Genomic DNA, 19,941 nt, shown 5'->3' with positions numbered 1-19,941 from the left:
ACCTATATATTTGGACGCAAAGGTACGATTTTTCCTCTGATTTTTCATGCGGAACAAATGGTTTTTTCAATTTATTATAAGCTTGTTCCGGGGTTTTGCCTTTTCAGGCTACCTGAGCCAGGTAGCCCGTTTCCACAGATATTCCAGCGGACCGTGATCGTGATGCTTCATCCACCAGTCACAGCATTTCCATTGCAGGAAGAAAAGAACGATTCCTGTCAGGCAGCTGGCTGTGATGGTGAGATGGCTGTGCAGTCCCAGTCCCCAGTGGTAAAAGAGGAAAGATCCGATGATACTCTGGGTGATGTAGTTGGTCAGACTCATTTTGCCGTATGGAATGATTTTTCGCAGCAGAGACTGCATACGGGTACGGTAATACATGAACAGTACACCGGATACAAGCATTAGCATGAAAGCAAAATTGGCAAGTGAACTGATGATCAGTGAGAGGGGAACCAGAATGGAGCGGTTTTCAATGAACTGAGGAAGCAGATTATTGATTCCATAAAGCGGGAAAAAGGCTATGATGGCACCAGCACAGATCTTATTCCATACGGGTAGTGCTTCCTGGAGGAACAGACGGCGGCGTCCGGCAAGCATACCCAGCAGGAAGAGAGCTGCAGTCTGGAAGACGCGTCCGTGATCCCATGCCCATGCCAGGCTGGCTAATTGTCCTTCCCAAAGGTTGGTACGCAAAGTTTCCAGGAAAGTTCCGTTCATCTGTGACTGGTAGGTCGTCATCCAGAGTTCACGGGTTGGAATCGTCAGCGGTGTATAAGTGGGATCGAAAGTTGCCCGTAAGGTATAATATAGGGGGAGAGGCTGGATCAGCAACAGACAGGCCAGTATCAGGACGGTCTTGTCGGATAAGCGGCAGGTCGGAACCAGAATGAAGCCTACCAAAGAATAGAGAACCAGTACCTCTGCCGTAAAGAATGAGGCATTCAGGTTGCCGAACAGGAACAGCAGAATCAGGCGCCAGCAGAAGCGTAGACGGAAATCTTTGCCTTTCATTTGCTGATTGTTGTCTTGGATGAAAAAGCTGAATCCGAATAACAGAGCGAATACAGCATAGGCTTTTCCTCCGAACATGAAGAACAGTCCGTCCCAGATTGCTTTGTCCGTGAAGTTCAGCCAGGCACTTTGTGCAGAGGTGTCCGGATAAGATCCGAAATTGAAATGTTCGATGGAATGCAGGACGATGATACCCATTACGGCCAGTCCTCTTAATACGTCAGCTACGTCAATGCGTGCGTTTTTCCTTGTTGTTGGTTGATCCATAGTAATGCTTCTGTGTATCTGTTGGGTATTAGTTTAAAATTCGGCTGCGAAGTTAGGAACTATTTCGATTCGTTCCAAATCTCACAGAAGCCTTTTAAATCCTTCCTTTCGGATGAACATTCAGCGAAGTAATTGATTAAATTTGTTGCCCGTTTTTAAAACAAAGGAAGAATGAACGAAGAACAACTCAAGCAAAAAGTGCAGGGATGGATCGTGTTTATTTCGTCCCTGATTCTGATAGGTAAGTTTGCTGCCTATTGGCTGACCAATTCAGTCGGCATTCTGACCGACGCCATGGAGAGTATTGTGAATGTACTTGCAGGGGCTGTCAGTTTGTACAGTCTCCGTTGGTCTGCACAGCCCAAGGACAAAAGTCATCCGTTCGGTCATGGAAAGATGGAGCAGATTTCGGCTTCAGTGGAAGGTATCTTGATTACGTTTGCCGGTGTTCTGATTGTTTATGAAGGTGTACTTCATCTGTTTTTTCCGGCAGGTATCCAGAAGTTGGATATCGGTATTTACATTGTGGCTTTTTCAGGACTTCTCAATTATCTGATGGGATGGTACAGTGTACATATCGGCAAGCGTTATAATTCCATGGCACTGATAGCAGGAGGAAAGCATCTGCAGTCGGATACTTACTCCACAATTGGTCTGGTGGCCGGTTTGCTGGTTCTGTATTTTACAGGAATTGCCTGGATTGACAGTGTCCTTGCTTTCCTTTTCGGTGGAATCATAATCGTGACGGGAGTATCTATTCTGCGGAAGACCATTGCCAATTTATTGGATAAGGCTGATGAGGCCTTGTTGGAAGACATGGCTTCTGAGCTGAATGCCAAACGGTCACCTGACTGGATTGATATTCATAATGCAAAGGTAATCAAGTATGGTAACTATCTGTATATGGATTGTGATCTGACGCTTCCTTGGTTTTATACCATTGAAAAAGGACATGACGAAGGAGCTCATCTCCGGCAGATTCTGGAAAAGAAGTATGCTGACCGGATTCAGTTGACAATTCATCTGGACCCCTGTACGGTTTTCGAACAGTCCAAGTGCCGTAGCTGTATCTGTAAAGACTGCAAGACACGTAAGGCAGCCTTTGAGCAGGCTGAACCGATTACACTGGCAACTTTTGTGGAACATGCCGATGAAGTTGACCGTTGATCTTTTATTCGGGAAACTTACAAAAAAAGTCTGAAAAGGCTTGTCGTTTAAAAGATTATACCTATCTTTGCAACCGCAAATCAAATTTATCTATTTTAAAAAGTCAAAATTATGTATTTAGACGCAGCTAAAAAACAAGAAATCTTTGGAAAGTACGGAAAGTCTAACACTGATACTGGCTCACCTGAAGCTCAGATTGCATTGTTTTCATACCGTATTTCTCACCTGACTGAGCACATGAAGCTCAACAGAAAAGATTATAGCACTGAAAGAGCCCTGACTACACTGGTAGGTAAGCGTCGTGCGTTGCTGAACTACCTGAAAGAACGTGATATCGAAAGATATCGTTCTATCGTTAAGGAACTGGGTCTGCGTAAGTAATTCTTTACTTGCTGCAACGAACAAAATTCCGGGTCGTTTCCATCATACTGGAGACGGCCCGGATTTTTTATGCAGTTATCATTATAATAAGATATTGTTCTGATTTCTCTGATATTCTCCGGGAGTAATGCCATAGTATTTCTTGAAGGTCTTGCAAAAGTGTGCGTTGTCGGTAAAGCCCAGCTCAAAGGCAATCTCTTTTATGGTTACTCCGTTGTCTTTCAGTAATTGCAGTGCGGAATTCATCCTGAGCAGGATGATGTAGTTGGTGGGGGTGATTTTAAATGTCTGCTTGAATATTTTATGAAAATAATTGGGGGATACATTGCACATGCATGCCAGTTCTTTTAAATGGATGGTGTCTTTGTAGTTTGCGTGCATGTAGCGCATGGCCGGTTCCAGTCTGTAGATTTTGGTAGATGTGGCAGTGATATCGCAGTCTTTCGTCAGCCTTGTTATCACGGTCTGTATCAGAGCCTGTACATGCATGATCGACAAAACATATTCCCAGGATGAGATTTTGGTACTGTTCAGCAGCATATCGATATGCTGTTCCAGGCCGATGAATGAGATACCGTTAGTCTCGATTTCTACAACGGCTGGCAGATTCAGCAGTCCTTGATAAATCATCAGGTCCTTGGGAAGAAAGTGAATCCAGTGAGTGGAGAATGATTCTTTACAATACTGTTTACTCAGTTTGCTTCCGTTGATAAAATACATTTTCCCTTTTTCCAGTGTAAAATCATCCTGATCGCTGCATACGTGTACATTTCCCTCTGTGAGCTGGTATAACTTGAAACAGTTGTCTATTTCTGTATGCCGCTTGTTCCATGATCTGTTTCCGGCATGAAATCCGCCGGCGAGCAGTTCGTATGTCTGATTTAAGTATATCATATGCTTTTTTTGTGATAAAGGATAAGATTTTACAATAATAGTTCATTTTTTTACAAAGGCAAAATGTTGTAAGCGGTTATTTTTGCAGATACTATGAATGAATACACCGGACTCTTACAGGCTGGGATACGGAAACAGGCGTAAGAAGGTCGGATAAGAAACAACAAAAGATAATAAAAATGAGAACCAGAAAATTATTTCTTGCAGCACTTTTACTGATGGCTGGCCGTGCTGGTGCCCAGGTAGCAACTCCGGCTCCGGTTTATCCGTTGCCCAGTCCTGAACATATGGAATGGCAGCGCCTGGAACAATATGCCATGATCTGCTTTGGAATGAGTACTTTTAATGATCTGGAGTGGGGATATGGGGATACACCTCTTGAGCGTTTTGCTCCCATTGGAGGAGAGATTGATGCAGAGCAGTGGGTGGAAGTATGTAAAAAATCCGGAATGAAGGGATTGCTTATTGTTGCCAAACATCATGACGGATTCTGTCTGTGGCCTTCTAAATACACAGATTACAGTGTAAAAAATACCTCGTGGTGCCAGGGCAAAGGTGATTTGCTGGATGATATTCATAAAGCCTGTCAGAAGCATGGCATGAAGTTTGCACTTTATCTTTCTCCCTGGGACCGTCATCACGCTCAGTATGGAAAGAAAGAGTATGTGGAATATTTTCATAAACAGATCCGTGAACTGATGGAGCGCTATCCTGATACGTTTGAATATTGGTTTGACGGTGCTAATGGAGGAGACGGATATTATGGAGGAGCCCGTGAGAACCGGACGATTCCCAATCTTGAAGAATACTACAATTATCCCAATGCCGTGAGAACCATCAAAGGTATTGCTCCGAAAGCAATGATATTCGGCGGAACATGCGGTGATATCCGCTGGATCGGTAATGAGGAAGGCTGGGCTGATGAGACCAACTGGGCTATGATGCCGGGACTTGATGATCCGAACGCTGCAAGTGTATCTCCGACCACAGGCTGTGAAACAGGTTCAATGTGGATGCCGGGTGAGGTTGATGTATCCGTTCGTCCCGGATGGTATTATCATGCTGCTGAAGACAATAAGGTGAAGTCGGTAGCCCAGCTGGTGGATATCTATTACCAGAGTGTGGGACGTAATGCCAATCTCCTTCTGAGTTTCTGCCCTGACCGTCACGGGCGTATTCATCCGATTGATTCAGTTCGGACCATTGAATGGTGGAAGACGATTCAGCGTGAATTGAAGGACAATATACTGGTTCATGCCAAGGTTACGGCCGATCAGGTGCGCGGGCAGGGGTTTGAAGCTTCCCGTGTCAGTGACGGACGTTCCGATACCTATTGGGCAACGCCTGATGGTGTGTCTGCCGGAGTACTTACGTTTACGTTTGATACACCTCAGAAAGTGAATCGTCTGTTGCTGCAGGAGTATATCGAACTCGGACAGCGTGTTGCTTCCTTCAAAGTCGAATATCAGACATCTGACGGGACATTTGTTCCTCTGCCACTTACAGAGAAGACAACAACCATCGGTTACAAGCGGATTCTTCGTTTCAATACGGTCGAAACCCGTGCTCTCCGTGTAAACTTTGAGCGGGCCAAGGGACCTTTGTGTATTGCCAATGTAGAAGCATTTCTTGCACCCAATCTGATGGTAGAACCGGCTATCCGCCGCGATGCAGACGACCGTATCGTGCTTACAGCCAATGACCGTGAGAGTGAGATCTATTATACTACCAATGGTTCGGTTCCGCAAGTGGGCAAGAACAGATATACGAAGCCTTTTGTGTTTAACAAGCGGGGTGAGATCAAGGCAATAGCCTATGACAAGAACTTTAAGAAACAGAGTGAGGTTGCTACTCAGAAATTTGATCTTCCTATGCGTCGTTTCCGTCTGCTGGGTACTGACAGCCGTAATCTTTTTGATGGCGATCCTCATACGGCAGACTGGTTTACTACGGGCTCTGCTACGATTGATATGGGAGAGAAACACACCCTGACGGGAATCACTTATCTGCCCGAACAGAACCGTTGGACTTCCGGATATATTCACCGTTATGAAGTGTGGGCGGGAGAAACAGAGGCATCCCAAAAGAAGGTAGCCGAAGGTGAATTCTCAAACATCAAGAATTCTCCTACATTGCGGGAAGTCCGTTTTGCTCCCGTCAAGGCCCGTTTCATAACTCTCAAGGCCATTCAGATTGTAGATGATGTGAAACGGTTTAATATTGGTGAATTCTCGGTAATCAGTAAATAAAAGAATATGGACATTATCAGACGATTCGGATTTATTGGGGCGGCATGCTTCCTCATGGCTTGTAGTCATCAGAATGCTCAAAAGACAGCCGATGAACCGATACAGGCTTTTTGTATCGATTTTAACTGGAGCGGTAAAGGCTATGCAGGGCTTTCATTACCTGAGGACTATTCCCAGGCAGATCCTAAGGAACATTTTGAATGGTACAAGGCTCATGGTGTGAATACGATTCAGAGTTTTTGTGTCAGTCATAATGGCTATGCATGGTATGACAGTGACATTGTCCCTAAGGTTCCGGGGCTGCGGTCGAACTTCTTGAAGGATCTGGTGGATATGGGACATCGTGAAGGAATGAAAGTGATGGGGTATTTTTCACCGGGCACCAATGTCCGTTGGATGAAGGAGCATCCTGATGAAGTTTATGATAATCAGACAATGTTTCATATTGTATATACATCTGAGTATCTGACATACTTGGGCAATGTCATTTATGAAGCTGTCAGCAAAACAGGGATAGATGGTTTTATGATTGATGCTTTATTCACAGCACCGCGGGATTCTGCTGAAGCAATGAAATGGATGCCCTGCGAGCGCCAGATCTATGAAGAACTGTTTGGTGAACCGTTTCCGGGAAAGGAACATATCACGGACGAACAGGTGCTGGAGTATAAGCGCAGGTCGACAGAACGATGCTGGGATACAATTTACCAGTCGGCCAAGAGAGCGAATCCGGATTGTATCGTATGGCTTACCTGCCATGATCTGACTCATCCTCAGATTCGTCCCGGCAGCAGAATCTTCAAGCAGGCAGACTGGCTGATGAGTGAAAATTCGGATGCGAAATATCTTAAAATCATACAGGATGCCATTGGACCACATACACAGTTAATTCAGTGTATTTCCGGATGGGCCAGCCATGATGCCAAGTCACTTCTGGATCAGGATGATGGAATCAAGCGAGGCTGGTATGGTTTTGCCTGGCCCGATTCAGCTACGACCTTGCCATATACCCTCGAGAGTGCACAGGGAGATCCCCGCTTCAGGCAGAATGCCATGAATATTGAGGAAATGACGAAGTTTTATAAAGGCAACAAGTAATTTGATCAGACAGGGACATTCAGTGAATATCTGACGGACAGATTGGCTGAATGTCCCTGAATAATTTATTTCTTTTCCGGTTTCTTACTGAACCGGTATGCAATGCGGAGCATTCCGTACCGGGGAATAACATTCTTCCATGTTTCCATGCTTCCCTGAGCGTTGAGGCTGTAGGTAATGTTGGAAAGCTGCCCCAACAGGTCAAATCCTACGGCAGTCAGGATCAGCTTACCTTTCAGGAAACTCTTTGAAAGCTGTGCATTCCATACCCAGTCCCGGCTGTTCATCTGTTCGTTGGAATATCCGTATCGGGTATAATAGTTCAGATCAGTGGCGAGGGTGAATCCCCAGGGCATATTCCAGTGTCCGAACAGTCCGTATGTGATGTCTGCAGCATCTACATTCTGGAATCCCTCCCGTTCACTGGCCGCATGGTTCCATGCCGCAGATGCCTTGACCCCCACGCGCAATTTGTCGTGGCTGTACTCCAGGCTTAGCGGAAGTTTGAGATAATTGGTCTTTACGTAACTGCGTATCAAAGCATCTTCATTGTTTGACGTGAGATCCACGCTGTGCACATATTGATTTTCCAGCTGCATTTCCAGGTTGAAACGTTTTTGCTTTCCAAGGGGAGTGACATACCAGACAGATCCGTTGGTGTTCCAGTTCCCGTTTACATTTTGAGGACAGTATGTGCGTACTCCGTTTTCCGGATTATAGAATTGTCCGGTGGCAAGTGCATTCTGATATATATTGACAGTAACATGGGTACTTATCATTCCGATATTTTTCGGCCGTGAAGAATGCTTGAAGAGGAGTGTGTAGATACCGGTTCGGCGTAAATTCGGATTCCCCTGTTCTACGTTCAACGGATCCGAATCAAACCGGAGACCCATCAGCTGGAACATGGAAGGCATTTTCTGGCTATAATCAGCAATCAGTTCCAGCTGATGTTTCATGCCCGGCGTATTCCTGAGCAATTCCAGACGCATTCCCGGCAACCATACTGTCCGGCTACTCTGACTCTGTTCCTCGCCTGTAAAAATCCATTCTTCCGACTGCATGGTAATGCGTGGGTCCCATATAAACCGCAGGCGTGAATACCGTCTTCCCTTGCGGACTTCCACATGATCATACCGCCCTCTCAGCGACAATGTAACATCGTGCAGCCGGTTGTCCGTGAGATAGCTGTTGGAGATGTCCAGTGTGGAAAGCAGGGCTTCCCGGGTGGATGGGAGCGAACCTAACGGTGCTGATGCCATGTCTTCCAGCAGATCCAGCCGGTAGAGTGAATTCTCCTGTTCGGTTTGTGTGAAATTATAATCCAGGTGTGGCATAATCATCCATTCCCATTTCTCATCGAAACCATGGGAGTATTCGATGGATGCCATTGCATGTTTTTTATCCGAGGGCAAGTTGAAATAACGGCGTCGGTTGTCTGCTGCGGCTGATTCGCTGGAAGAGTAATCCAGTCGGTAAAGATCATGCCGTTCGTCCGTGAGGTGTTCTGCATCGAAACCGGCGGAGATTCCCAGTATGCCGCCGGTAAACGGAACGGACAGGCTGAGGTTGGCAACGGCTCCTCCGTTGATTTTAGTTGCATGGCTGAGCTGTTCTGAGCGTACCCGGTTGATCAGCAGGCTGTCAAGCAGTGTATGCTGGATGGCAGGACTTTGTAATTGTTCCTGCAGGAAGCCGGCACTTCCAATGACTGTCGGATCCTGCCTGAATTCAGCTTGCAGGTAACGGTTGTTTCCGTTAGCCCGGTAGAAATTCAGTTCCGGGGTTACGGTAAGGTTTATGCTGTTCCGGCTTCGTTCGGGACCCAGTCTGAAATACATTCTGTGTCTGGTATAGAGTTCTGTGGTCTGAGAGTTCCCTTTACTCCAGTTTCTCCCGAAGGTAGTTTTCCCTTGCTGGAAATGCTCTGTAGCCTGATTGCTTATATTGTCGTTGTCCGTATGCTGGGCGTTCAGTTGTCCTTCCAGGTCGAAAAGTCCGTATTTATCACTTATTGTATAGTCTATTCCTCCTTTTTCGGTAGTGCTTGTGCCGTTTCCGATATCACTGGGCAGCCATTCCCCGTCCTGTCCGGGTTTACGGTTTTCGTGGGTGTTGTTGGCTGTAGCATAAAGTGAAACGCGCGACTGCGGGGTGAAACGTGTGAGAAATACGCGTCCCAGCCAGCGGTCGTGTGTTCCACCTCCTGCTTCTACATTACCCAGCCATCCTACCTGATATTGTTTCTTCAGGTTGATATCCATTACCAGATCTCCGTCGTCCACTTTTTGTCCCAGTCTCTGGCTCAGTTCACTTAGCCGGTTGTACACTTTTATGTCTTCTATGGTATAAGCGGGCAGATTATCCAGCAGGACGGAATGGTCTCCCTTGAAGAAATCCTTTCCGTTGAGCAACAGGCTTTCCACCTTCTTCCCATTGACGAAAAGTTGCCCGTTGCGTTCCAGTCTGGCTCCGGGCAGCTGTGATATCATGGCATCCAGCATGGAGCCTTCTGCCAGATTGAATGCATTGGCGTTATAAATAACGGTATCTCCCCGCGTAAAGAACTTGATTTTTGTAGCTTTGATAACCACCTCGTCCAGCGCTTGTGAATTCATCGGAAGCCGGCGTAGTTTCAGAGGCCCTATGGAATACCGTTTTTCCCGTTTGCTGCTGCGGATGGTAAACTTTTTAGTCAGTGAAGAATACTCAGGATGACTGACCCGGATGATATATGTCCCCCCTCTTAATGCGTCCATTGTGAAGGATGATTCCGTGCGGTCTTCCAGGCTCCATTGCTGCCTTTGCAGAAGTACACTGTCTTTGTCCAGCAATTCCACCTGGACGCCATCTATGAGACCATGCATGGTGAAGGCATCACATACATGCCCCCATATTTTGATGCTGTCTGATTTTTCTGCAAAGATTGTTGCTGTGTAAAGACTAAGGAAGATAAAAAAGAAGATTCTTCTCATGGGTAAATAAAAGAAAAATTTCTCCCCCCCCCTTTTTTTCTGAGTAAGAGCTGCTTCCCGGATGTGTTTTCATGTTTTTCTAATAGTTATAAACTTGATTTAAATAATCTTTAGTCAAAGGTATAAATAGTTTTTGAATGTGCAAAAAAATTTTTTTCTTTGTGCATAATGATTCGAGGGAGTGTCATAATTCCCATTTGAATGTTATGACACTCCCTCGACTGAACTTAAGCTTCCGCAGCAGGATAGGTCAGGTTTTCTTCGCTGGCCTGCTCCAGAACTTCATGCAGATATTTGGCGGCTTCCCAGCGTGCCATAGGCAGATTCATCAGCAGATAATTTCCGCAGTCGCGTGGAGTGGCTCCGGGAACTTCGCCTTCGTATCCGGCAATGAAGCTGAAAGTTTCCTTCATCAGCGGCAGAATGTCGCGTGAAGTCAGATCTCCTTTTACCACCAGATAATTTCCGGTAAGGCATCCCATCGGTCCCCAGTAGATGATCTTGTCGGCCCATACGGGATGATTGCGCAGAAAAGTGGCAGCCAGATGCTCCATGGTATGAATGGCCGACGGGCTCAGGGCCGGTTCGCGGTTGGGCTCTTTCATGCGGATATCGAATGTAGTGACTGTCTCTGTTCCTACCTGATCCTGGCGTGACACGTAAATGCCCCGCAGCAGGTGGATATGGTCAATGGTAAAGCTTGGTATCTTTTTCATATGGTCAGGAATGAAATAAAATGGAAGGTTCTTGAATTAAAGTTTGTTTGGCAGAGCCTTGAGGAAAGCCTCCGTAACATGGAACGAGCGGTCAGCCATTTCTCCCCAGAAGTTCTTGTATTGTTCCAGATGCTTTTCTGCTCCCGGTGTATCACTGATGATGCGGAAGCTGATGAAGGGAACTTCGTACAGATGGCATACCTGGGCGATGGAAGCAGACTCCATATCAACAGCCAGTCCTTCCGGGAAATTCGCCTTGATGGTTTCCAGTTCCTGGCGGTCAGTGATGAACTTGTCACCGCTACAGATCAGTCCTCCGTGGATAGCTGTTTCCGTATCCAGGCTGATTGCACACTGGTAGAGAGTCTCGTTGCCGGTAAAGTAGAGCGGAAGTCCCTGGATCTGTCCGTAGGCATTGCCTTCGCCGCACCATACGTCGTGGTACACGATCCGGCTGCTTACTACTACATCCATCACGTTGAGGCAGCTGTCAATGCCTCCAGCCACACCGGTGCTGATGATACAGTCGGGAGCAAAGTTGCGGATCATTTCCACTGCTCCGGCTGCTGCATTCACTTTTCCGATGCCGCACAGCATCAGGATGATGGTATTGTTTTTGATGGTTCCTTCCGTATAGGTGAAAGGACCTTCCTTACGTTCCGTCGGGTTCTCGAGTTGGTTGGCCAGTTGTTTCTGTTCGGAAGACATGGCCGTAATGATTCCTATTTTCATGCTTATTAATCAATTTACTCCGCAAATTTACGACTTTTCAGGGAGTATTGTGTTATCTTTGTCGGCTGAAAACATGAATTAACTAATAAACTATCTGTTCATTATGAATCAGTTCAGGAAATTACTTCCCGACGTGGTGGCAATTCTTTTGTTTGCCGTCATCTCGTTTGCTTACTTTTTTCCGGCTGTAACCGAAGGGCGTATTCTGGCTCAGCATGATGCCGTTGCGGGAATCGGTGCCGGACACGAAATGCAGGAGTATCAGGAACGGACGGGCGAACGTACCCGCTGGACGAACTCCATTTTCGGCGGTATGCCTACCTATCAGCTTGCTCCCAGTTATGACTCAACAGATTTGCTGGGGGGTATCATCAAGGCATATCATTTGTTCCTGCCTACTTATGTGTGGTATGTATTTGTCATGTTGCTGGGATTTTATATTCTGCTCCGGGCATTTGACTTCCGGGTGTGGATGGCCGCTCTGGGTGCCGTGCTCTGGGCTTTCTCATCCTATTTCTTCATCATCATTGCTGCCGGTCATATCTGGAAGCTGATGGCGCTGGCTTATATCCCGCCTACCATTGCCGGTATGGTGCTGGTTTATCGGGGACGTCTGCTGGCCGGAGCGGTCGTGACGGCTTTGTTCACTTCTTTCCAGATTGTAGCCAACCATCCGCAGATGAGCTATTACTTCCTGTTTGTCATGCTGTTTATGGCAATAGCATATGGAGTGCAGGCGAAACGTGAAGGACGGATACCGCAATTCCTGAAGGCTACGGCTGTATTGATTGTAGCAGGACTGACAGGAGTGTGCGTCAATCTGTCGAATCTTTATCATACTTATGAATACAGCAAGGAGTCCATGCGAGGCAAAAGCGAACTGGTGAAGGAAAATTCTGCTGACCAGACCGACAGCGGACTGGAACGCAGCTACATCACCCAGTGGAGCTATGGCATCGGTGAAACCTTCTCATTGCTCGTTCCGAATGTCAAGGGAGGTGCGTCGGTTCCTCTTTCGGAAAATGAGACTGGAATGAAAAAGGCCGATCCTCAATATATGGGACTCTACGGCCAGCTGGGACAATACTGGGGAGAACAGCCGGGCACTTCCGGACCGGTATATGTGGGAGCATTTGTCATGTTCCTTTTCCTGCTGGGAATTTTTATTGTCCGTGGTCCTATGAAGTGGGCTCTGGTGGCAGGTACGGTGTTCTCCATTCTGTTGTCATGGGGAAAGAACTTTATGGGGCTGACCGATTTCTTTATCGATTACGTACCGATGTACAGCAAGTTCCGTGCAGTTTCTTCCATTCTGGTAATTGCTGAATTCACCATCCCTTTACTGGCTGTCATGGCCTTGCGTGAGGTTATCAACCGTCCTCAGCTGTTGCGTGAACAGGCACGTGCCTTTTACATCAGTCTGGCGCTGACCGCAGGTATTTCCCTGCTGTTTGCTCTGGCTCCGGGCTTCTTCTTCTCTTCCTTTGTTTCCAGCATGGAGATGAGTGCCCTTCAGAATGCCATTCCGGCCGAACAGCTTGCTCCGATTCTTGTCAATCTGGAGGAAGTACGTCAGGCTATTTTCACGGCCGATGCCTGGAGAAGTTTCTTCATTGTGCTGATTGGCGTAGCATTGTTGTGGGCCTATTGTGCCGGTAAACTGAAAGCTGGTCTGCTGGTGGGAGCCCTGACAGTGCTCTGTCTGGCAGATATGTGGAGTGTCAACAAGCGCTATCTCTATGATGAACAGTTCGTGGCCAAAGGAACGGAAATGCAGCCGTTCAGTCAGCCGACCGCAACCGATAAGGAAATCTTGAAGGATACGACACTGGATTATCGGGTACTGAACCTGTCAGTCAATACCTTCAATGAAAACAATACGGCTTACTGGCATAAGAGCATCGGAGGATATCATGCCGCCAAGTTGCGCCGTTATCAGGAAATCATTGAGGAACATATCCAGGGTGAAATCACTTCACTGTTCAAGAAGTTTCCGGAAGCAGGAGCAGACATGACGAAGCTGGATGCCAATCTGACTCCGGTGCTGAACATGCTGAATACCCGTTATTTCATTTTCCCTTTGCAGGGAGGAGAAACGGTTCCGGTCTTCAATCCTTACGCATTGGGTAATGCCTGGTTTGTGGATGAAGTGGAATATGTGGACAATGCCAACGGAGAAATAGATGCACTGCACCGTATCAATCCGCGAAATACGGCTGTGGTAGACCGGAAGTTTGCTGAAGTGCTGAAGCCGGTTGCTGCAACTGATAGCTTGAGACAGATCACTCTGAAGACCTATGAACCTAATGCTCTGACCTATGAAGTCAGTTCAGAGCAGGGCGGTCTGGTTGTCTTCTCTGAAATCTATTATCCGGGCTGGCGTTCCTATCTGGACGGAAAAGAAGTTTCACACGGACGTGCTGATTACGTTCTGCGTGCCATGAATGTCCCGGCAGGGAAACATACTGTTGAGTTCCGCTTTGATCCGAAGTCACTGCATGTGACGGAAGCCATTGCCTTTACAGCACTGGCCGTACTGGTTCTGGGTGCGGTTCTGGCTATTGTGTGGAAATTGCGGAAGCGGAAATAGAAAGAACAACAAGATAACTTGTGCGATGAGGCTGTTTCAGATTGTTTTGGAACAGCCTCTGTTATTTTATAGTGAGGATAAGAATCTGGCCAATGAATGATTCGATGAAGAATAAGTGTAAGGACAATTTTGCAGTATTGTCTGGAAGAAACAACAGTTTCGACTGGAAGAAACTTCTGTTTCATGCTGGTGGAACTTTTGTTTCGACTAGAAGAAACTTTTGTTTCGTGCTGGTGGAACTTTTATTTCGACTGGAAGAAACTTTTGTTTTCTGCTGGTGGAACTTTTGTTTATTCCGCATGAAACAGATTTATTGACTGGATAAAGGGGAGAAAGTTGCAGGAACTTCCCTGTCAGAAGAGGGAAGTCCGATGGTGAGACATGCGTAGTTTGGCATGTCGCAGAGGTTTCAGTCGCTTGAGTGCCCTTGGAGTCCGACGGACATGTGAGTGCAGTTTCCGCCAGAATTTCTGGCTGAGCAGAAAGATCAGGAAGATGGTTCCAACAATACAGACCGCACCGAAAAGTTCTTTCAGGCTGGTCAGCAAAGTCTGCTGGCTTACTGCATCGTAGAGCTGCCGGAGAGAAACATCAGGAGCCCATTCTTTCACCTGGTCCATGTTCTGGCTTAACAGACCGATGTTTTCCTGTTCCATGTATTTCAGCCACCGGTTCAGGATGGCAGTACCCAACGGCGTTGCAATGCTGGTACGGATGAAGCTCAACACGCAGAGTCCCTGAAAGAAATGCTTGAACGGAACTGTCTTGGCTATATAGATAGTCAGTGAAATGTACAGCACTCCGTGTCCGATACCCTTCAGAAAATTAGGGAAATACAGACTTTCGATGTTCAGGTTGGGATGAATCAGGAAATACATGTAATACTGATAAACCACGATCAGAATAAATCCTACCGTGATCAGCAGTTTATATCCTTTGTGCAGAACGGCCTGGCGATAGAAGACAATGCCTGCACCCGCCAGAATTCCTGCAAAGACACACCAGTTCAGTGAAACGGCATTCAGCATGTCGTATCTCAGAATGGAGCGCATGAAAGTTTCCTGCAGGACGGATGAGGTGGTGAGAAACAGACACAGCATCAGAAACAGGAACAGGATAGTCGGGAAATGACGGTAGGTCAGTACCTGCGGATCAATATACGGGTGGCGCAATGTACACATCCGGTTGATGTTGATCAGTGTGGCCACGACAGCAGTTACCAGACATCCGCGGATCAGCGGGCTGTCCAGCCAGTCGTAGTATTCTCCGTAAATGCAGACAAAGACAATGGCGAACAGAACGAGTGTCCACAGCAGGGCACCGGTCCAGTCTATTCCGTACAGGGGCATTTTCTTGGCCACGCGGAAGGGGCGTGTCAGGAAGAACACACAGAACCAGACCACAATCAGCAGACCGATGACCAGCCAGTGCATGTACTGCCAGTTGGCCCAGTCACTCAGATGAGTGGCTACCAGTCCCGAGAGCTGGATGCTTTCGAGTACGATGATGTAGATCACCGGATAGAATACGGAGAAGTTTCCCGAAGGAGTTACGCTCAGACGGATATTTGAAAAACATTCAAATGTGCCCCACATGCGGAAAAATCCCGAGACAAAACAGGTGGCTACCAGGATGGCAATGTTCTGCGACTGCATGGTGATCAGGTTGCAGACAATCAGAACCGGGCAGACCGTCAGAAAAATGCGCCGTGTCGTGAAGCGGAACTTGAGCCGGAACAGGATGGGGAAGATGACCGTCATGCCGATGAATGAAGCATATCCCGCCATCATGACGTCTTCTCTCAGACAGCCCAAAGCACTTGACATCTGGGTGGAAGTAGGCAGGAATACTCCTCCGTTGAACTGGAACACCATGGCGAAGAACAGGGACAGGAGGATACAGACCGGGGTCGGGATGAATTCCTTGAAATATAAAATTCTCGGACGTTGTTCAGACATACCTTATTTATATATTATAGCTTGACGTAACACTCTACATTCATACCGGCCCGCAGACGGTTCAGATTTTTCTGTTCGTTGTTGCCGGTAAATTCGATGCGGACAGGGATACGCTGTTCTACCTTGACGAAGTTTCCGGCTGAATTGTCCTGAGGAATCAGTGAATAGAAAGACCCTGTGGCATCGGAGATGGAAACAATCCGTCCTTCATAAACGACATTGGGAATAGCGTCCACTTTCATTTCTACCAGCTGTCCCTGTTTCATGTCGGTAGTCTGTGTTTCCTTGTAATTGGCAATCACCCATTTTTCCGTACCGTCTACCAGAGTGACCAGTGTCTGTCCCGACTGCACCAGTTCTCCTTCGTGGATGTTCTTCCGGCCGGTTACTCCGTCGGCTGTGGCACAAATGACGGTGTATGAAAGGTGCAGCTTGGCCAGATTCAGTGCAGCCTCTGCCAGTTTGATGTCCGATTCATTCTGTTCCAGACGCTGGGTCTGCTCCTGTTTGACCAGTTCCGACGACTGTTTCTGCCGGAGCAACTGTTCATAGCGGGCCTTGGCTGCTGCATATTCCGTCTGCACCCGGTCGAATTGCTGGGGTGTCACCGCTTCTTCTTTCATCAGTCCCTCGTAACGTTTGTAGTCGGTTTCTGCATTTTCCAGACGGATCCGCTGCTCTTCGATGGCAGCTTCCGTCACGAAGATATTGTTCTGGGTGGTATTGATGGTGGTGTGCATGGCACTCTTGCCGGCCAGTGCATTCTGATAGTCCGCTTCTGCCTGGGCAACTTTCAGCAGATATTCCGTATTCTCAATGACTACCAGAGTATCTCCTTTCTTGACAGACTGGTATTCTTCGAAATAGATCTTCTTGATAAATCCCTGTACGCGGGTATTGATGGGACTCAGGTGTTGTTTCACTTGCGCATTGTCTGTGTATTCCACATTTCCCAGATGAATGAATTTTCCACATACCCAGCTGATTCCTCCAACCAGAATCAGTGCGATGAAAAAGTTCGGGATGGCTCTTTTCTTGTTTTTTATCATAGACTTATCGTTTGTTTAGTTCTTGTTTGAAAAATCAGAGGTTTCCGGTCAGCTTCTTGAGCAGGTAATACTGATACAGGATCCCGATCTGGTAATTGGCCAGTTGCAGTTCCATGTCCAGCTGTGTATTGCTGGCATCCAGCATATCCGTAATCAGTGCGAGTCCGTTTACATATCGCTGCCGGACAATGTTAAAGTTTTCGTGAGCCAGCTGTACACTTTTTTTCTGTGTGCGCAGACGGATATACGCTTCATTCAGATTGACGTAAGCTTCATGGATGGAGTTGCCGGTTTCTTCTACGGCCAGTTTGCGTGCCTCTTCCATTTTCAGGGCAGACAACCGTGCCTGTTTCAGTTTCTTTCCGTTCTTGAACAGCGCATCCAGATTGTAGGAAATGCCAACTCCCGCATACCAGTAGCTGAAGTTGTTGTTCAAGGGAGGCACTTCGATCAGGATCGGTCCGTTGAGATCATTGGCGGCGTGCAGGCTGATGCGTGGCCGTTTCTCGGCACGGAGAAGTTCAATCCGGTTCTTTTCCTGCTCAATCTTTACGTCGGCCAGTCTGACTGATGGCGTCAGCGGTATCTCCCGGATCCATTCCGCTTCATCCCGCTTCTCTACTGTCAGCCGGAAAAGCTCCGTTGTATCAGGCTGGATGGCTACATCCGGTTCCAGTCCGATCGTAGTAGCCAGGCGGTGACTCAGCACGTCGATCTTGTCTTTGACAGAAGTCAGTTGCAGCTCCAGACTCTGCAACTGGAGCTCGTAGCGGGTAATGTCACTCTTCAGAGCTGTACCCTGACGGTAGGATGCCCGCATATCCTTGACGAGCAGCTGAGTCTGTGCGATGTTATTCTCATATACCCGTTTCTGGTTGTTCAGCTGGAAAAGATCCAGATAATATCCGGTCAGCATGAAACGGATATCCTGCCGGTTCCGGACATACTCCAGTTCCGCTTCCTTCTGTTGCAGTTTGCTGCGGTTGATATTCCGGTTGATGGCCCCTCCGGCATAAATCACTTGTGAGGCTTTCAGCACGAATGTATTTCCGAAGTGCGGCATATCCGCATGTATGCCGTTTGAGAAGTTACGGTCGGTCATGACCCCGTCGCCGATGTAATTCAGATCCAACTGTGCCTGGATGGAAGGAAGCCGGTCATTCTTTGCGATTCTGACTCCCTGCTCAGCCTCCCTGATCGCCAGGTCATGCAGGCGAATGCTCTTGCTGTGTTGGTCAGCCAGTCGGAACATTTCGTCCAGGCTTAGCGTAAGGGGCTGGGCCGGCAAATTTGAAAATAAAAGAACAATACAATTTACAACTAATAATCTCATACCTGTTTGTCTCTGCATACTAATCTCTATTGAATCGAAAACCTGTTTTCCCGCTTTCGGGAATTTCCGGTCCGCAGGCTGCATAAAGGCCTGTCTGTGAATGCGGACGGAACAAAAAGGGTGCTATCCTTGTTTTGACTTTGCAAAGTTACGCTTTCTGTCTGGTACGGATTTTGCAGATTACGCAATAAGCTTACCATATTCTGCCAAACCGACACGGAAGAAGGTGAGTAAGGAAATATTTATTATCAACCTAAAGAATGTTTTTTATATGCACAAGTCAGGACAAAAAGACTTCATGGTTTTCATGTCCTCGGTGATCATCCGTCTGCGTAACATGGAGCGGATGGGCACCCTGCATGTCTACCAAAGCACCCAGAACCGGATAGCCGATTTCATGGGTGATCGTTCTCTTTCCTTTGAGGAAATCAATCCTTTGTGGCTTCAGGCTTTCCAGGCCTATCTTCTGGGGCGCGGACTGAACTGGAATACCATTTCCACCTACATGCGCGTCATCCGGGCCGTGTATTACCGTGCCGTTGATGAAGGAGAAGCTCCTTTCCAGCCGCGGCTGTTCCGCGGGGTCTATACCGGCACGCGGGTCAATGTGAAACGGGCTCTGAGTGAACGTACTCTGCGCAGTCTGCAGACCCCCATATCCTCTTCGCCGGATCTGGACTACACCCGTTGCCTGTTTCTGCTGCTTTTTATGTTGCGGGGGATTCCTTTTGTCGACATCGCCTACATGCGCCGTTGCGACCTGAAGGAATCCAAGCTGACGTACCGCCGTCGCAAGACAGGTACCTGGATGAATGTTCACATCGAACCCGAGGCCGAGCGACTCATTGCCCGTCTGCAAAACAAGAATCCCAATTCCTTCTATCTCTTTCCTTTTGTTACGGCAGAAGGTGAGGAAGGCTACCGTCAGTATGGCAATGCTCTCCGCCGTTTCAATTATCAGTTGAAGAAACTCTCACGCATGGTGTCAGGCTGTCCGTCTCTGAGCAGCTATTCGGCCCGTCACAGCTGGGCTACGGTAGCCAATTACCGGAACTTCCAGCCGGAGCTGATCAGCAATGCCATGGGGCACTCATCCGTGAAGGTGACAGAGACTTATTTTATGAAACATTCGGATGAAAAAATTGATGAAATGAACAGAAGTATTCTTACTTATCTATTTGTTTAAGAAGATGTTATGCGTCCGTTACTTTGTAGGTAACGGGAGTTTCATTTTTGTAAAAACAAATGTCGGGGAATTTTATAAGAAAAACAAACATAAATATATTTTTAACAACCGAATAGTATATTTTTTAACAATACGGTCTTTTTGAGCCTTATGAGAGGACAGGTATTCCGACGGATCAGGTACGGACATAAAGCTTCATACCACAAAGGTGACGCAAACCCCTGCGGAAACATGCTTCATGTCCCTTTCCGAAGATCAGGCCGATAAAGTATTCTATAAAAGGTTAAAAAGTGAATAAGAAAGGCGGCTGCCGTTACCTACAAAGTAACGGA

At 47.3% G+C, this 19,941-nt stretch carries 14 protein-coding genes; 6 read left to right on the top strand and 8 right to left on the bottom strand.

Translation table 11 applies throughout. The features are described from left to right. Window positions 1–108 precede the first annotated feature (108 nt). Window positions 109–1,281 carry a DUF418 domain-containing protein gene (locus BACCOPRO_RS09725; protein WP_008143164.1) on the bottom strand — a complete coding sequence of 391 codons (1,173 nt, stop codon included), beginning with the start codon at window positions 1,279–1,281 and terminating at the stop codon, window positions 109–111. A gap of 171 nt (window positions 1,282–1,452) precedes the next feature. On the opposite strand from BACCOPRO_RS09725, the gene BACCOPRO_RS09720 reads away from it, so the two are divergent. Next, window positions 1,453–2,448 carry a cation diffusion facilitator family transporter gene (locus BACCOPRO_RS09720; protein ID WP_008143162.1) on the top strand — a complete coding sequence of 332 codons (996 nt, stop codon included), beginning with the start codon at window positions 1,453–1,455 and terminating at the stop codon, window positions 2,446–2,448. Between the two features lie 111 nt (window positions 2,449–2,559). Then, window positions 2,560–2,829, top strand: a complete 270-nt coding sequence (gene rpsO / locus BACCOPRO_RS09715) for a 30S ribosomal protein S15 (protein WP_008143160.1) — start codon at window positions 2,560–2,562, stop codon at window positions 2,827–2,829. A gap of 81 nt (window positions 2,830–2,910) precedes the next feature. On the opposite strand, the gene BACCOPRO_RS17235 is transcribed toward rpsO, so the two are convergent. Next, on the bottom strand, window positions 2,911–3,723 hold the full coding sequence (locus tag BACCOPRO_RS17235; protein WP_008143159.1) for a helix-turn-helix domain-containing protein: 813 nt from the start codon (window positions 3,721–3,723) through the stop codon (window positions 2,911–2,913). 179 nt (window positions 3,724–3,902) lie between these two features. Between BACCOPRO_RS17235 and BACCOPRO_RS09705 the strand changes: the two genes are divergently transcribed. Both BACCOPRO_RS09705 and BACCOPRO_RS09700 read left to right on the top strand, forming a co-directional pair. Then, complete coding sequence (locus tag BACCOPRO_RS09705) at window positions 3,903–5,972, top strand: alpha-L-fucosidase (RefSeq protein WP_008143158.1); 2,070 nt, start codon at window positions 3,903–3,905, stop codon at window positions 5,970–5,972. Window positions 5,973–5,978: 6 nt separating this feature from the next. Next, window positions 5,979–7,070 (top strand): alpha-amylase family protein, encoded by a 1,092-nt coding sequence (locus BACCOPRO_RS09700; RefSeq protein WP_008143156.1) that lies wholly within the window; start codon window positions 5,979–5,981, stop codon window positions 7,068–7,070. Window positions 7,071–7,135: 65 nt separating this feature from the next. On the opposite strand, the gene BACCOPRO_RS09695 is transcribed toward BACCOPRO_RS09700, so the two are convergent. The 3 genes from BACCOPRO_RS09695 to BACCOPRO_RS09685 all read right to left on the bottom strand — a co-directional run bounded on the left by BACCOPRO_RS09695 (window position 7,136) and on the right by BACCOPRO_RS09685 (window position 11,493). After that, window positions 7,136–10,045 (bottom strand): outer membrane beta-barrel protein, encoded by a 2,910-nt coding sequence (locus BACCOPRO_RS09695; RefSeq protein WP_008143153.1) that lies wholly within the window; start codon window positions 10,043–10,045, stop codon window positions 7,136–7,138. Between the two features lie 227 nt (window positions 10,046–10,272). Further along, the gene (locus BACCOPRO_RS09690; protein WP_008143152.1) at window positions 10,273–10,761 is read right to left on the bottom strand and encodes an S-ribosylhomocysteine lyase; all 489 of its coding nucleotides are present in this window, start codon (window positions 10,759–10,761) and stop codon (window positions 10,273–10,275) included. Between the two features lie 36 nt (window positions 10,762–10,797). After that, window positions 10,798–11,493 carry a 5'-methylthioadenosine/adenosylhomocysteine nucleosidase gene (locus tag BACCOPRO_RS09685; RefSeq protein WP_008143151.1) on the bottom strand — a complete coding sequence of 232 codons (696 nt, stop codon included), beginning with the start codon at window positions 11,491–11,493 and terminating at the stop codon, window positions 10,798–10,800. A 103-nt stretch (window positions 11,494–11,596) separates the two neighbouring features. Here BACCOPRO_RS09685 and BACCOPRO_RS09680 point away from each other — a divergent pair, with 103 nt between their 5' ends. Then, window positions 11,597–14,083: a YfhO family protein gene (locus BACCOPRO_RS09680; RefSeq protein WP_008143149.1), complete on the top strand. Its 2,487-nt coding sequence runs from the start codon at window positions 11,597–11,599 to the stop codon at window positions 14,081–14,083. 353 nt (window positions 14,084–14,436) lie between these two features. Here the strand turns inward: BACCOPRO_RS09680 and BACCOPRO_RS09670 are convergent, their stop codons facing one another. Genes BACCOPRO_RS09670 through BACCOPRO_RS09660 form a run of 3 tightly spaced genes read right to left on the bottom strand, consistent with a single transcriptional unit; the run spans window position 14,437 to window position 18,423 of the window. After that, entirely contained in the window at window positions 14,437–16,041 is a 1,605-nt protein-coding gene (locus BACCOPRO_RS09670) for an efflux MFS transporter permease (RefSeq protein WP_050765334.1), read from the bottom strand. Between the two features lie 14 nt (window positions 16,042–16,055). After that, the gene (locus tag BACCOPRO_RS09665) at window positions 16,056–17,090 is read right to left on the bottom strand and encodes an HlyD family secretion protein (RefSeq protein WP_008143141.1); all 1,035 of its coding nucleotides are present in this window, start codon (window positions 17,088–17,090) and stop codon (window positions 16,056–16,058) included. A 34-nt stretch (window positions 17,091–17,124) separates the two neighbouring features. Continuing rightward, window positions 17,125–18,423 carry a TolC family protein gene (locus tag BACCOPRO_RS09660; RefSeq protein WP_118400320.1) on the bottom strand — a complete coding sequence of 433 codons (1,299 nt, stop codon included), beginning with the start codon at window positions 18,421–18,423 and terminating at the stop codon, window positions 17,125–17,127. Between the two features lie 271 nt (window positions 18,424–18,694). Here BACCOPRO_RS09660 and BACCOPRO_RS09655 point away from each other — a divergent pair, with 271 nt between their 5' ends. Further along, window positions 18,695–19,609, top strand: a complete 915-nt coding sequence (locus tag BACCOPRO_RS09655; protein WP_040311406.1) for a tyrosine-type recombinase/integrase — start codon at window positions 18,695–18,697, stop codon at window positions 19,607–19,609. Window positions 19,610–19,941 lie beyond the last annotated feature (332 nt).

This window comes from Phocaeicola coprophilus DSM 18228 = JCM 13818 (assembly GCF_000157915.1).
In the GTDB taxonomy this organism is placed as follows: Bacteria; Bacteroidota; Bacteroidia; order Bacteroidales; family Bacteroidaceae; genus Phocaeicola; species Phocaeicola coprophilus.
The sequence above is the reverse complement of the archived record's forward strand: the minus strand, read 5'-3'. Positions and strand labels throughout refer to the sequence as shown.